The organism is Terriglobus tenax, from assembly GCF_025685395.1.
GTDB classification, from domain to species: Bacteria; Acidobacteriota; Terriglobia; order Terriglobales; family Acidobacteriaceae; genus Terriglobus; species Terriglobus tenax.
The window spans coordinates 976661-989133 of record NZ_JAGSYA010000004.1 but is presented as its reverse complement, the minus strand read 5'-3'; the positions used below and the strand labels follow the sequence as shown (position 1 = coordinate 989133).

Annotated in this window: 13 protein-coding genes; 5 read left to right on the top strand and 8 right to left on the bottom strand. The window is 58.4% G+C overall.

Features of this window, described 5'->3' with window-relative positions:
• Positions 1 to 176: 176 nt before the first annotated feature.
• Genes OHL13_RS09670 through OHL13_RS09660 form a run of 3 tightly spaced genes read right to left on the bottom strand, consistent with a single transcriptional unit; the run spans position 177 to position 1475 of the window.
• The gene (locus tag OHL13_RS09670) at positions 177 to 620 is read right to left on the bottom strand and encodes a chemotaxis protein CheX (protein ID WP_263409921.1); all 444 of its coding nucleotides are present in this window, start codon (positions 618 to 620) and stop codon (positions 177 to 179) included.
• 22 nt (positions 621 to 642) lie between these two features.
• Entirely contained in the window at positions 643 to 1110 is a 468-nt protein-coding gene (locus tag OHL13_RS09665) for a hypothetical protein (protein ID WP_263409920.1), read from the bottom strand.
• Between the two features lie 2 nt (positions 1111 to 1112).
• Positions 1113 to 1475 (bottom strand): response regulator, encoded by a 363-nt coding sequence (locus tag OHL13_RS09660; protein ID WP_263409919.1) that lies wholly within the window; start codon positions 1473 to 1475, stop codon positions 1113 to 1115.
• A 192-nt stretch (positions 1476 to 1667) separates the two neighbouring features.
• On the opposite strand from OHL13_RS09660, the gene OHL13_RS09655 reads away from it, so the two are divergent.
• From OHL13_RS09655 to OHL13_RS09645, 3 genes are read left to right on the top strand one after another with little or no spacing between them, the layout of a single operon-like run.
• Positions 1668 to 2168: a chemotaxis protein CheD gene (locus tag OHL13_RS09655; protein WP_263409918.1), complete on the top strand. Its 501-nt coding sequence runs from the start codon at positions 1668 to 1670 to the stop codon at positions 2166 to 2168.
• Positions 2165 to 2545 (top strand): response regulator, encoded by a 381-nt coding sequence (locus tag OHL13_RS09650; RefSeq protein WP_263409917.1) that lies wholly within the window; start codon positions 2165 to 2167, stop codon positions 2543 to 2545. Before OHL13_RS09655 ends, OHL13_RS09650 begins: the two co-directional genes overlap by 4 nt.
• A gap of 2 nt (positions 2546 to 2547) precedes the next feature.
• Positions 2548 to 2976, top strand: coding sequence for a chemotaxis protein CheX (locus OHL13_RS09645; protein WP_263409916.1), 429 nt, complete (start codon positions 2548 to 2550; stop codon positions 2974 to 2976).
• Between the two features lie 64 nt (positions 2977 to 3040).
• Here the strand turns inward: OHL13_RS09645 and OHL13_RS09640 are convergent, their stop codons facing one another.
• From OHL13_RS09640 to OHL13_RS09620, 5 genes are all read right to left on the bottom strand, one after another.
• The gene (locus tag OHL13_RS09640) at positions 3041 to 4135 is read right to left on the bottom strand and encodes a protein-glutamate methylesterase/protein-glutamine glutaminase (RefSeq protein ID WP_263409915.1); all 1095 of its coding nucleotides are present in this window, start codon (positions 4133 to 4135) and stop codon (positions 3041 to 3043) included.
• A 9-nt stretch (positions 4136 to 4144) separates the two neighbouring features.
• Positions 4145 to 4996, bottom strand: a complete 852-nt coding sequence (locus OHL13_RS09635) for a CheR family methyltransferase (protein WP_263409914.1) — start codon at positions 4994 to 4996, stop codon at positions 4145 to 4147.
• A complete protein-coding gene (locus OHL13_RS09630) occupies positions 4993 to 7137 on the bottom strand; it encodes a chemotaxis protein CheA (RefSeq protein WP_263409913.1) in 2145 nt (714 codons plus the stop codon). Before OHL13_RS09630 ends, OHL13_RS09635 begins: the two co-directional genes overlap by 4 nt.
• 37 nt (positions 7138 to 7174) lie before the next feature.
• Positions 7175 to 7672: a chemotaxis protein CheW gene (locus tag OHL13_RS09625; protein ID WP_263409912.1), complete on the bottom strand. Its 498-nt coding sequence runs from the start codon at positions 7670 to 7672 to the stop codon at positions 7175 to 7177.
• Between the two features lie 82 nt (positions 7673 to 7754).
• Positions 7755 to 9344 carry a methyl-accepting chemotaxis protein gene (locus OHL13_RS09620; RefSeq protein WP_263409911.1) on the bottom strand — a complete coding sequence of 530 codons (1590 nt, stop codon included), beginning with the start codon at positions 9342 to 9344 and terminating at the stop codon, positions 7755 to 7757.
• Positions 9345 to 9783: 439 nt separating this feature from the next.
• Here OHL13_RS09620 and OHL13_RS09615 point away from each other — a divergent pair, with 439 nt between their 5' ends.
• Positions 9784 to 10713 carry a c-type cytochrome gene (locus OHL13_RS09615; protein ID WP_263409910.1) on the top strand — a complete coding sequence of 310 codons (930 nt, stop codon included), beginning with the start codon at positions 9784 to 9786 and terminating at the stop codon, positions 10711 to 10713.
• Between the two features lie 12 nt (positions 10714 to 10725).
• Positions 10726 to 12417, top strand: coding sequence for an acido-empty-quinoprotein group A (locus tag OHL13_RS09610; RefSeq protein ID WP_263409909.1), 1692 nt, complete (start codon positions 10726 to 10728; stop codon positions 12415 to 12417).
• Positions 12418 to 12473 lie beyond the last annotated feature (56 nt).

Below are 12473 nucleotides of genomic sequence, written 5' to 3'. Positions count from 1 at the left end.
GACCGTTGAAGTCGCCGCCGATTTTTGCGCGGGCGCATGCCTGGCCGGAGGCTGTGCATAAGCTTCCGGGGACAAGATGCAACGGATGATCAAGAAAAAAAGACACGAAGATACGTTACGAATAGACATGACAGGCTCTCGTTTGCGATGTGTGGAAATGCGTTTTGCGACAGGCCTTATCGTTCGGCGGGATGATCCCATCCCGTGCTGACGCGGATGACATCTTCCCCCAGCACAAAGGTGGCGCTGAAGTTGTCGTGTCCAAGCTCAGGGCGATCCGTCTGTTCTGTGCTGACGACGGGCATGGACATTACCGCGTCTGTCTTGCCGCGCAGGGCTTTTACTTTGCCGGCGATAATGTTGACGATCTCTCCGATGGCGTCATTGCGCATCTCTTCGTCGTCCACTTCGCTGGGATCATCGAAGCCAAGCATCGCAGCGCTCAGCCTGTCAGCCGTGGCCTGGCTCAGCTCAATGCGGATCATCCCGGAGGGCGATCCGTTGAAGTCAACAACGGCATGCAGCTCGACGGGAAAGCTGTCGCTGCCAGTTTCTGACATCTGGACGGAACATCCCGTCAGTGTGCTCAGTGCATCCTGAATTGCGTTCTGTACATGCATGGTGAAGGTGGCTTCCTGTGGCCTAGTACGCTCCGAGAACGGAGAGCAAACCGCAGTCCTTTCCGGAGATGACAACCTTGAAGTTGCTGGCGTAGGTGGACTTCTTAAGCAGCTCGGAAGCAGGATGAGGAATGGCGTTGCTGTGGGTAGTCATGCTGCGCAACAACACGCGTTCATCGCCACACAGGCATGTCGAACAGATATTGAGCGCTTCGTAAATCGCGTCACGAATCGCATCATCCATCGGGTCGCATAAAGCGCGTTCCATCGCCGTGGCTGCCGGAAGCCCGATCAGAAGGCCAGCGATAGTGGCAAGGAAAGGCAGATCGGCACGGACGATGATTGGCCGTCCAGCCGGCAACGTTTCGTAGATGCCAAAGACCTTTTTCGCCTCGACTGCCGGAAGCGCTTTCGCCTCGGAAAAGTTGACGGGGCGATCCACCAGGTCAGAGAACAGATGCGTGAATGAGAATGCCGTTGGTCCTGACATGGCTATTTGCTCATGTGCGGCGACAGGGCCGCATCAATGCTTTCGGGAGTAAAAGGTTTCGTGATGAAGAAGGCGCCCGCACTCATGGCGGCTTCACGAATGTCGTCGGAGGATTCCGAGGTGATGAAACCGAAGGGAACCTCGCAGTTGCCGCCGCGAACCTGCTTCAGCAGGTCGATGCCCAGCATCTCGGGCATGTTCCAGTCCGAGAGCACAAGTCTTGGCTGTTCGGCCTGCACCATGCCAAGAGCTTCAGCACCATTTCCGGCCTCGCCAATCTGCAGGTTTTCGTAGCCGGCCTGGCGTAGTGCCCGCTTTACCAGCTGGCGCATAGTCTTGCTGTCGTCTACCAAGAGGATGTCCATGATTCGCTCGCATGTCGCTGATGCGACTGGTGAGCTTATCGGCGGCCTGACGCAGAAGTTGAGGCGCGCGCCTGAAATAACAGCGAAAACTCAACACTCATGTTTGCTGTTCCATCGCCGATAAAGATCTCGAATGACTTCAAGACGGAAATACATCTGGGCGAAACCGTGACCTTGAATACCCGATCTCTCATGACCGTAGGAATCAGCGACTGCGTCGTATCCGCAGACCCGCAAGGAGTCATTGCGACACACGCACTGGGTTCGTGTATCGCAGTCGCGATCTACGACCCGGTTGCAGGCGTCTCAGGACTTCTGCACTTCATGCTTCCGGACTCAGCAACCGATCCGGAGCGCGCACGTACCAGGCCCTACATGTTTGCCGACAGCGGGATTCCAACCTTCTTCCGCATGTCGTACGAGCTGGGAGCCGTCAAACAGCGACTTAAGGTCGCTCTGATTGGCGGAGCACAGGTGCTTGGCACCAACGACGTCTTCCAGATCGGCAAGCGAAACCATGTTGCCGCCAGAAAAATTCTGTGGAAGGCCGGTGTGATGGTTCACCACGAAGATGTCGGCGGAGAAGACCCGCGGACCGTTCACATGGATGTCAGTTCAGGCAGAGTCGTGATCTCGCACGGTGGAAGAGAGCGCGAGCTTGTGCCAGCCCAGGAAAGGAAACGCAACGTATGACACGCAACGTACTGATCGTCGATGATTCACCGGCGATGCGTAAGGTGATTCGCAGAGTCCTTATGCTCTCGAACTTCGAGACGCAGGAGTGCTTTGAGGCCAACGATGGTCTGGAAGCCCTGGATATCCTGCGGATTGAACCCATAGACATTGTCCTGACCGACATCAACATGCCACGCATGAATGGTGAGGAGCTGCTTGAGAAAATGTCGCAGGATGACACGCTCTCCCTGATGCCGGTCATGGTCATCTCCACCGACCGCAGCGAAGAACGCATGCGCCGCATGGACGCTCTGGGTGCCAAAGGATATGTCACCAAGCCTTTTGCTCCGGAGACTCTTGGAGCAGCGCTGAATGAAATCTTTGTAGAGGTATAGGGATGCCAGTCGAACAGTTATCGAGCAATCTTGAAATGGCCATGGCCCAGGTGATGGAGTCGATGTGCTTCATCCTTCCCGGGGAACCGGCAGATGAACACACCTTTGCGAACGAGTCCTGGGTCGAGCGGACGTTGACCTTTCATGGACCGGAGGAAGGGCGCTTCGGCATACGTGCACCGCACAGCGTCGCCATACGCATTGCCTCTGATTTTTTGTGCGAAGATCCAATTGATCTGACTGAGAAGCAGGTTGGCGAGGTGATGGGCGAGCTCGCCAATATGGTGTGCGGCAACCTACTTGGTCATTGTTACCAGGATCGCGCGTTTGCCCTCACCACGCCGGTGGCGCAGGAACCGGTCTTCGAAGAGCAGAATGCGCGTATGGATTGGGAGGAAGGCATCCTGGTGGCATGGGTGAAGACGTGCTGAGTCGCCTTCCGGAGCAGATAAAAACCCTCTCTTGCGAGAGGGTTTCTTTTTTGAGGAGAAGAAACTAGCGCGCGTGTTGGTTCTTTCGCGCGATCTGTTGGGTAAGCTGTGTCAGAACATTCGAGGCGATCTGATCCAGGGGAAGTACAGAGGTCGCGGCGCCCATACGGATCGCCTCCCTTGGCATGCCGAAAACGATGCTCGTAGCCTCGTCCTGCGCAATGGTCGTCGCTCCCGCTTGTCGCATCTGCAGCATGCCTCGCGCTCCGTCGGACCCCATACCCGTCAGCAGCACTCCAATGGCCTGCTCTGCGTAGGTCTGGGCAACAGACGCGAACATCACATCGACAGAAGGTCTGCTGAAGCAGACCAGAGGGCCGCCGGCAATGCGGACACGTGCACCTGCCGCAGAACGCTGCAGCGTCATGTGGAAGTCACCCGGCGCAATGAGAATACGGCCTGGCCGGAGTTCATCCCCGTCTTGCGCCTCTTTAACATCCATCATGCATGTCTTCTTCATGCGCTCTGCAAAGTGCGCGGTAAAGACAGGTGGCATATGCTGCGTAATCACCACCGGTGGCATGTCGGCCGGGAATTGGCTGACGATGTGTGCAATCGTCTGCGGTCCGCCCGTGGAGGCACCAATCGCGATAAGCCGGCGCGATGCAAACGCTGGTAACGATGACGCGACAGCTTTCCCTGCCGCAGGCTGGGAGGCAGAAACCGCAGACGTTCGCGACGGTGCAAAAGCCCGTGGGTTCGCCTGGGCTGCGGAGCGGACCTTGTCGGCAAGTGTATTGGCCAGATCTCCCACGGAGTAAGGACCATGCGGCTTGGCAAGCACGTCGACAGCGCCAAGGCGGAAGGCCTCCATGGTGGCATGGCACGATGCCTGCCCAAGCGAGCTGATCATGATGACCGGCATCGGCTTGTACTCCATCAGCTTTTTCAGGAAGGTCAGACCATCCATGCGCGGCATCTCAATGTCGAGTGTGAGCACATCAGGCTTAAGCGCCAGGATCTTTTCGCGCGCGACATAAGGGTCCGGTGCGGTCCCCACAACCTCAATGCCAGCAGCATTCCGCAGAGCATCGGAAAGAATTTTGCGCACAGTAGCGGAATCGTCCACGATCAGGACGCGAATCGGCGAGCTGTTCATCGGAATGTCCTAGCGTTTTTTCAGTGAGCCGGCCTTCTTGTACACGGCGGGCTGCACGTATTCGAATTTGTGCTTCAGGTTGTTCAGGCTCTCGGCATGGCCGACAAATAGGTAACCACCCGGCTCAAGACGTTCGTGAAAGCGGTCGACAAGGTCCTGCTGCGTCGGAATATCGAAGTAGATCATGGCATTGCGACAGAGAATCAACGGATAGCTGCCGACAAAATTCTCGAATGGTTTGATCAGGTTCAGTCGGCGGAATGTGATGGTCTCACGGATGAACTGTTTCACACGGTAGTTCCCGGAGGCCGGTCCTATGCCCCGCTGCAGATACTTACGCAACATTTCTGTTGGCACCTGTGTAAAGCACTTCTCGTTGTAGGTGCCATCCTGCGCGCGCGCCAGCACCTTGGTGGAGATGTCCGTCGCCAGCAGGCTGACGCGCGGTCCACCGTTTCCATAAAATTCCTGTGCAGCAAAGGCGAGCGAATACGGCTCCTCACCACTGGAACAGGCCGCGCTCCACAGCGTGAACTCGCTGCGGCTGGCCAACGCGGGAAAGATCGTCGCTGTCAGAAACTCGAAGTGTTTCGGCTCGCGGAAGAAGTTCGTGTAGTTGGTGGTCAGCCCGTCAATCATGGCAACCAGCGCATCGCTTGAGCTGTCACGAACCACATAGTCGTAATAGTCAGAGAACGAAGTGATGTTCAGTGAGCGCATGATCTTGGTCAATCGCGAGGCGACCAGGCTCTCTTTGCCCGTGTCAATTGCAAGACCACAGTAGTCGTAAGCCAGCTTTCTGAAACGGTCAAAATCCTTTGAGGAAAGTTTCAAGTCTCCAACGGATGTAAATGCACTCATGCTGCCTCCTCGCCGCTTGCATTCGGCATTCTGAAAATCTGTACAACATCCAGGATCAGGCCAATGCGGCCGTCGCCAAGAATGGCGCATCCGGTAAGGCCGGATTGGTTACTGAAGCTTTCGCCCAGGCTTTTGATCACAATCTCCTGCCGCCCTACAAGGTCATCGACGTGCAGACAGAACTGGCGTCCCGCACCTTCACACACCACTACCAGGCCTTCGCAGATATCCTCTGACGCCGCCCGGATGCCAAAGCGCCGATGCAGCCGGACAAGCGGGTAGAGATTGCCTCGCATCAGGATCATCTCCTCCGTGCCCTGCACCCGGACCAGCATCTCCCCCGTGGGCCGCAGCATCTCGCGGACAGAAAAAACAGGAATGATGTACCGGTGATCACCCACCACGATAACCAGACCCTCAATGATGGCCAGCGTCAGCGGAAGATGAATATAGAAGGTGGTTCCTTTGCCCAGCTCAGACTCAATCTGGATATGACCACGCAACGTCTCGACATGCTTCCGCACCACGTCCATGCCAACACCGCGGCCGGAAATATCGGTGATCTTTTCCGCGGTCGAGAAGCCTGGGGCGAAGATCAGCTGGAAGATGTCTTCATCGCTCATTTGTGCATCTTCACTCACCAGCCCGCGCTCTACCGCCTTGCGGAAAATCTTTGCGGGATCCAGCCCGCGGCCATCGTCGGAGATAGAGACAACGATCTTGCCGGACTCATGTTCGGCGGAAAGCCGAAGCGTTGCCGTTGCGCTCTTGCCCGCCGCAATGCGCTCCTGCGGTGTTTCAATGCCATGGTCCAGTGCATTGCGGATCATGTGCAGCAACGGATCGGAAAGTTCCTCCGCGATCGTCTTATCCAGTTCCGTCCCTTCGCCGGAGATAATCAAGTCCACCTGCTTGCCATGCCGCCGCGAAAGATCCCGCACCAGCTTGGCATTCTTCTGGAACAGCGGACCGATCGGCATCATGCGAATGTTCATGGCACGCCGCTGCACTTCGCCCGTGATGCGTGCAAGCTGTGCCAGGTCACCCACCAGGCGTGCATCGCGGTTGTTCGCAACGCATGGGTTGTTGCTCAGGATCGACTGGGCGATCACCATCTCGCCAACCATGTCCATCAACTGATCAAGCTTTGTGGTGTCAATGCGGATCGATGCGGAGATCGGTTCGTTCTTCGCGACAGCCTTCGCCGCGGGCTCGGCCTGGACATCTTCTTTTACAGCCGCCGCTTCCGCAGGTACGGATACGGGCTCTTCCGCCAGGGAGGGTGCAGGCTCCGCCATCTTTGCCGGTACCGCAACATCGGCGGCTTGCGGATCGGGCACATCAACAACTGGAGCAACATCGCTCTTCACCTCCGGAGCAACAGGGGCGCTGCCTCCCGCAAGGGCACGTTGTGTGACGTCGGCAATCGTGCGCAGCAGGGAACGATTGTTCTTCGCCTTACCCGGTGCTGCTCCGTTGAGCGTTGCATGGATGCGGTTGACCTCGCCCTGCAGGTACTCAGAGCTTTCAAGAACCAGGTCGACAATCTCAACACTGATCCGCACACGGCTGTTCCGCGCGTGATCCAGCAGTGTCTCTACTTCATGCGCTACGCTCTGCACGCTCTTCAATCCAAGAAATCCCGCAAGTCCTTTAATGGTGTGGAAGGCGCGGAAGACAGCATGCACGGCGGGCATCTGGGACGGATCGCGCTCGAGCGCGAGGATTTGTTCTTCGATGGCCGTAAGGTGCTCCTGCGATTCGGTGACAAAGCCAGTCAGCATCTCCGGATCATCGTCAAAGGCACTATTGTCGTCGCACTCTCCGGTTTCTTCCTCAACTTCAGCGACAGGCTGAGAGACGACGACTGGCTCAGGCTCGGTCTCGCCACGCATCAGTGCATGAAGCGCGGTGAAGGGTTCCTCGGCGATAAGTTTGCCTTTCGACCGTTCGTTGGCCAGTGCGTTGACATGCTTGGCCACAGCGGCAAAGGCGGGATCCTTCTGCGCAAGTGCCGCCAGTTGAATCAGCCGTTGTTCGGTGAGCGATCCCGGACCATCCACCATCCAAAGCGTGCCCAGCTCATCGAGCTTTGCGGCCAGTTGCTCAACAATCGGTGTTGTTTTCTGCTTGGACGACATTGTTCTTATCCCTGGTAGAGAACCGCGGTTGTACGTGCTAATTGAGGTCTGCTGTGTTCTCGATACAGAAGACCTTGTCCGTGTCGAGCAGCAGTTTTACACTGCCGCGTACCTTTGCCATGCCCAGCAGGTAAGGAACAGCGGTGCCATTGCCGAAGTCAGGGCTGGGCTCAATATCTTCCTCGGAGATGGAAAGAACCTCGCTGACGCCATCGGCCACCGCGCCAATCAGGCGCTCACCCATCGGTGAAGCAAGGCGGACCACCACAATGCAGGTATGGGCCGTGTACTGGCGTTGTGGAATGCTGAAGCGCACCGAGAGGTCAAGGACAGGAATCACCTGGCCGCGCAGGTTGATCACGCCTTTCACATAGACCGGCGTCTTGGGAACGGCCGTGACCTCCTGCATCTGGATGATCTCTTTGATGTTCAGCACCTGGATGCCGAACTCTTCATCGCCCAGGGAGAAGATGAGATGTTTGCGCGACGTATCGAGCCCCACCTGCACCGCCCGGCTGTTTGTCTTGGTTGCCATGAAATTGCTCCTGAGAGGAATCCGGATACTCGATCTATCGGCGGATGGCGCTGCAAGTTGAGTGCGCCATCCGCCCATGCGGTTAGAAGTCGGTGAAGTTGGCGTCTGCGCTGCTTACGGATGCGGTGGCAAGCTTCTGTGAGACATAGTTGCTGCCTCCTGCCGTCATCGGTTTCACGGCAGGGGCTGTGGGACGCTTCTTTGCCGTGGCAAGCTGGCGCGTGCGCCCGTCCACCTCCAGGCCGGTCATCAGTGCCAGGTCCTGGGCCACAGCTCGCAGGGCATCGGACTGGGCGTTCAGCTCTTCCGCGGCAGCCGCGCTTTCCTCCGCGTTGGCTGCGTTCTTCTGCGTGCCCTGTTCCATGCGGCCAATGGCGCGGCTGATCTGTTCAATGCCCTTGCCCTGTTCCTGGCTGCTCAGGCGAATCTCATCGATCATCACCTTGATGCGCGTGAAGACCTCGTTGACCTTGCGGCCCGAATCCACCAATGTCGTCATCCGCTCGCGGCCGGCAGCGGTGTTGTCCACAGAGCGCTTGATCAGCACAGCAGTCTCCTGCGCGGCCTGGGCGCAACGCTGCGCCAGGTTGCGGACCTCTTCGGCGACGACAGCAAAGCCCATGCCGGCTTCACCCGCGCGAGCAGCTTCCACGGCTGCGTTCAGCGCAAGAATGTTGGTCTGGAAGGCGATCTTGTCGATCACCTCAATGATCTTGGCAATCTGGCTGCTCGACTCGCTGAGCGCATCCATCGCCTCCACGCACTGTTCCACTGCGCGGTTGGCATCGTCGCTGTGGCGGACGGCTTCGCCCACCAGCATGGTGGAGTGGTCAGAGTTTTCAGCATTGCGCCGCGCCATGGAATTGATCTCTTCGGCGGAGGCCGAAGTCTCCTCGATCATCGCCGCCTGTTCAGAGGTGTCCTTCGCCAGGTGCTGGCTGGAAGAGGCAACCTGAACCGAGGCATCCGTCACCTGGTCAGAACCCTCTGAGAGCTCACGCACCGCATGGCGCAACTGGCGATCCAGCACACGAACCACGTACGCAATCAAAACAGAGGCAAGAGCACCGATAAGGAGCAGGCCACCAATGATCCAGCGAGCGAGCAGAACCTCCTGCTCTGCCTGTTTATTGGCTTTTTCCATCACCACACGCTGACGGCCCAGCATCGTGGTCCCGGCAGAGTCTACGTCCAGCAGCGCTGGCTCCAACTCGTTTTCCGCAAATTGTGCTGCTTCCTTTACCTGGTGCGCATGAACCATCTGCAGAAAACGCGGATAAAGTTGGCCCGCCCGGTCAAGCTTCGCGCTGGCGGCATCCAGAATAGGGCGGCCCTGCGCGGAGACACCCAGTTGCAGAATGGTCGCAATTGAATCCCGCATGGCCTTTTCATTCGTCTCGTAAGCCTGTGTAGCTTTCTTCAGGCCCTCCTGGTCATTCAACAACTCCCGCACCATGATGAGACGGCCTGCCGCCAGCATCTCGGTGGAGTAGCCATTGGCCATGCCTGCATTGAACATCTTGGAGGAGTCCTTGACGCCCACCTCCCACATGGCATCGCCCAGGCTGTTGATCTTGTAGATCGACAGGCCGCCCAGCAACACCAGGAGGACCATCATGATCCCGTAGGAGGTCAGTAGTTTTTGTTTGATCGTAAGTTTCTGCAGATTCACGTCCGCCGCTCCATTCCGCTGAAGACCGATACGAGTCCAGCGCCCTCAGGAACCCTCATCGGCCCGCAGAAGCATTTCTTGACGGACATTTCTCAAGAAGGCAGAGAAGAGGCTGTCCCTCATTGAGCGTTGGAGGGGGTTTTCTTTAAGGAATGCTTTAGAAATGAAATGAGCCCCGTGTGAAGCTGAGCCCTCAGGTGGCTTTATCTAAGAATTTGTAATTAATTTCAGGATTCGGTTTCTCTTCTGCGTCTATTTCTTCGCTTCATGCGTCGAAGAACCCGGAAGAAACCACTTCCCAAGGACAGATTGAGTCATTTATAAAAGAACGCGCTCACAAGAAGGCGGTCTTGTATCGTTCTTGGAATGGCCCACGATACAGCGGGCGGAATGATGGACCTGGATTTTGATTCGAAACACACTACGACAAGGTTGGCCAATGACGATCTTCCACACGAAACTTCGCCGAAGCGCCCTTTTAGGTGGTTTTGCGGCAGCGGTGCCTCTGCTGATATGGCTGTGCGCTGACAATCTCCACGTCGCGGCCCAGCAGGCTGCACCCAGCGCCGAGCACGGCGGACAGGCCGCTCCAGCCCCGGGCCCGGGGGCCCGCGGAGGTCTTGTAGCCTATCCTGACCGCCCGAAAGCTCCGCAGGAGGTGCTGGATCGCGGCAAGGCTGCTTTCGGTGTGAACTGCGCCTTCTGTCACGGTTCCGATGCAGGCGGCGGATCGGTCGGACCGAACCTGCTGCGCTCGGAAGTCGTGCTGCAGGATAAGAGCGGTGAGCTGATTGCTCCCATCGTGCACGGCGCCCGCGCCGACCGTGGCATGCCGAAGATCGATCTGACCGACTCTCAGGTTGCCGACGTAGCTGCCTGGCTCCACAGCCTGAAGGTAAGCAGCCGCGCAGTCATCACTGAGAAGATCAATATTGTGGTGGGGGACGCCAATACCGGCAAAGACACCTTCACCAAGCTCTGCGGCTCCTGCCACTCGGTCACCGGCGATCTGGCTGGTTTCTCCGCCAAGTTTACGGATCCCCGCGCCATGCAGCAGGCCTGGCTCATGCCCGGCATCAGCGCCGGTCGTGGCCCGGCAGCCGCTTCGGCGGTGAAGCTGAATGTTCCCCCTGTAACCGCGACCGTCACCCCGTCCAAGGGGCCGGCCGTGACCGGCAAGCTCGACGCCATTGACGATTTCTACGTTCAGATCACGACGGACGATGGATTGGCGCACCGTTTCCTGCGGGAGAACGATCTTCCGAAGGTTGAGATCCACGATCCCCTTGCCGCGCATCGCGCCATGTTCCGCACGATCAAGGACAAGGAAATCCACGACATTACCGCCTATCTGGTGACGCTGAAATAAAGGGGACTTTGGATGCGCGTACTGAAGACACTGGGAACCATTGCACTTGCGGCCATGTCCGCGGCCCCCGCGCTTGCGCAAAAGGCGTGGCTCGATCCGGCCGATATTCTGAAGCCCAAGCCCGATAGCTGGCCAACCTACTCCGGCGACTACAGCGGACAACGTTTCAGTCCGCTGACAGAGATCAACAAGACCAACGTGCATGGGCTGACGCTGGCCTGGATGCAGCGTCTCACTCCGGGATCGGCTCCGCCCTCCGCGGCGCCCGGTAGCTTCATGCAGGCTGCCGCCGCTCCGCCCACAACCGTTGGCGGCGTGGGCACCATTGAAGCTCCCATGGGCACCGTGAAGGGCGCCATCCTGAAGGTGAATGGCGTGCTCTATGTCACCTCGCCAGACAATGTATGGGCCCTGGACGCATACGACGGTCACGAGCTGTGGCACTTCCTCTGGAAGACCCGTGGCGGCACCCACATCGGCAACCGCGGCGTGGGCATGTGGCATGACCGCCTCTTCTTCGAAACGCCGGACAACTACCTCGTGGCCCTGGACGCTTCGACCGGCAAGGAGATCTGGCACAAGGAGATCGCCTCCTTTGACCTGCAGTATTTCTCCACCATGGCGCCCATCGTCATTGGCAACCACCTCCTTGTGGGTACCGGCAACGATCTGGACGAGCCCGGCCTCCTGCAGTCCTTCAACCCGGAGACGGGCGACGTGGAGTGGAAGTGGTACGCCGTTCCCATGAAGGAAGGCGACCCCGGTCTCGACACCTGGAAGAACCTCGACGCAGCCTCGCACGGCGGCGGCAACGTCTGGGTGCCGGGCTCGTATGACCCGGAGACACACCTCTACATCTTCGGTACCGGCAACCCCACCGCTGCCTACACCTCGCAGCTTCGCGGACCCGGCGCCAACCTCTATACCTGCTCGCTGGTCGCGCTCGATGTCGATACCGGCAAGATGAAGTGGTATTACCAGACCTCGCCGCACGACACCCATGACTTCGATTCGACGCAGACGCCCACCATCGTGGACGGCACCTTCAATGGCAAGCCCCGCAAGCTGGTGCTGACCGCTGCCCGCAATGGCTACTTCTTCGTTCTGGACCGTCTGACCGGGGAGCATCTGCTGACCAGCAAGCTGGTGGACTCGCCCAACTGGGCGAAGGACACGCTGGACAAGAACGGAGCTCCGGATCGTGACCCGGCCAAGGACTTCGACCTTGGCGGCGCTCTGGTCTCGCCGGCCAACGGCGGCATCGTCAACTGGCCGCCTCCGGCTTACAGCCCGCAGACCGGCCTGTTCTATGCGCACGCACAGGAAAGCTACGCCATGTACTACCTGGCCACCACCGATCCTCGCGGAGCGATGGGCCTTGGGGGTAAGGACGAACTCAGCGTTGGCTCGCTGGGCAGCTATCTGGTCGCCATGGATTACAAGACCGGCAAGCCGGCATGGAAGCATCGTTATCCCGGAGTCGCGGGTGGCGGTGGCTTGAACGGCCTGCTCACAACGGCTGGCGGACTCCTGTTTGCCTCCGACGCGCGCAACAACTTTGTGGCGCATGACGCAGCAACCGGCAAGCCGCTGTGGCACACCCACATCTCCACCACCAACGCTCCCGAAAGCTACACGCTGGACGGTCACCAGTACATCCTGGTCGCCGGTGGAGACATGGTGTACGCCTTCCGCCTGCAATAGGGAAGGACAGGAAAGACAAGGGCCGCTTTCGCAAATCTGCAGGCGGCCCTTTTCGT

Bases quoted from the DNA above. Each gene is read 5' to 3' on its own strand.
- OHL13_RS09625 (WP_263409912.1), bottom strand. From the start codon at position 7,672: ATGGCAACCAAGACAAACAGCCGGGCGGTGCAGGTGGGGCTCGATACG.
- OHL13_RS09610 (WP_263409909.1), top strand. From the start codon at position 10,726: ATGCGCGTACTGAAGACACTGGGAACCATTGCACTTGCGGCCATGTCC.
- OHL13_RS09640 (WP_263409915.1), bottom strand. From the start codon at position 4,135: ATGAACAGCTCGCCGATTCGCGTCCTGATCGTGGACGATTCCGCTACT.
- OHL13_RS09660 (WP_263409919.1), bottom strand. From the start codon at position 1,475: ATGGACATCCTCTTGGTAGACGACAGCAAGACTATGCGCCAGCTGGTA.
- OHL13_RS09655 (WP_263409918.1), top strand. From the start codon at position 1,668: ATGACCGTAGGAATCAGCGACTGCGTCGTATCCGCAGACCCGCAAGGA.
- OHL13_RS09650 (WP_263409917.1), top strand. From the start codon at position 2,165: ATGACACGCAACGTACTGATCGTCGATGATTCACCGGCGATGCGTAAG.
- OHL13_RS09665 (WP_263409920.1), bottom strand. From the start codon at position 1,110: ATGTCAGGACCAACGGCATTCTCATTCACGCATCTGTTCTCTGACCTG.
- OHL13_RS09615 (WP_263409910.1), top strand. From the start codon at position 9,784: ATGACGATCTTCCACACGAAACTTCGCCGAAGCGCCCTTTTAGGTGGT.
- OHL13_RS09630 (WP_263409913.1), bottom strand. From the start codon at position 7,137: ATGTCGTCCAAGCAGAAAACAACACCGATTGTTGAGCAACTGGCCGCA.
- OHL13_RS09635 (WP_263409914.1), bottom strand. From the start codon at position 4,996: ATGAGTGCATTTACATCCGTTGGAGACTTGAAACTTTCCTCAAAGGAT.
- OHL13_RS09670 (WP_263409921.1), bottom strand. From the start codon at position 620: ATGCATGTACAGAACGCAATTCAGGATGCACTGAGCACACTGACGGGA.
- OHL13_RS09645 (WP_263409916.1), top strand. From the start codon at position 2,548: ATGCCAGTCGAACAGTTATCGAGCAATCTTGAAATGGCCATGGCCCAG.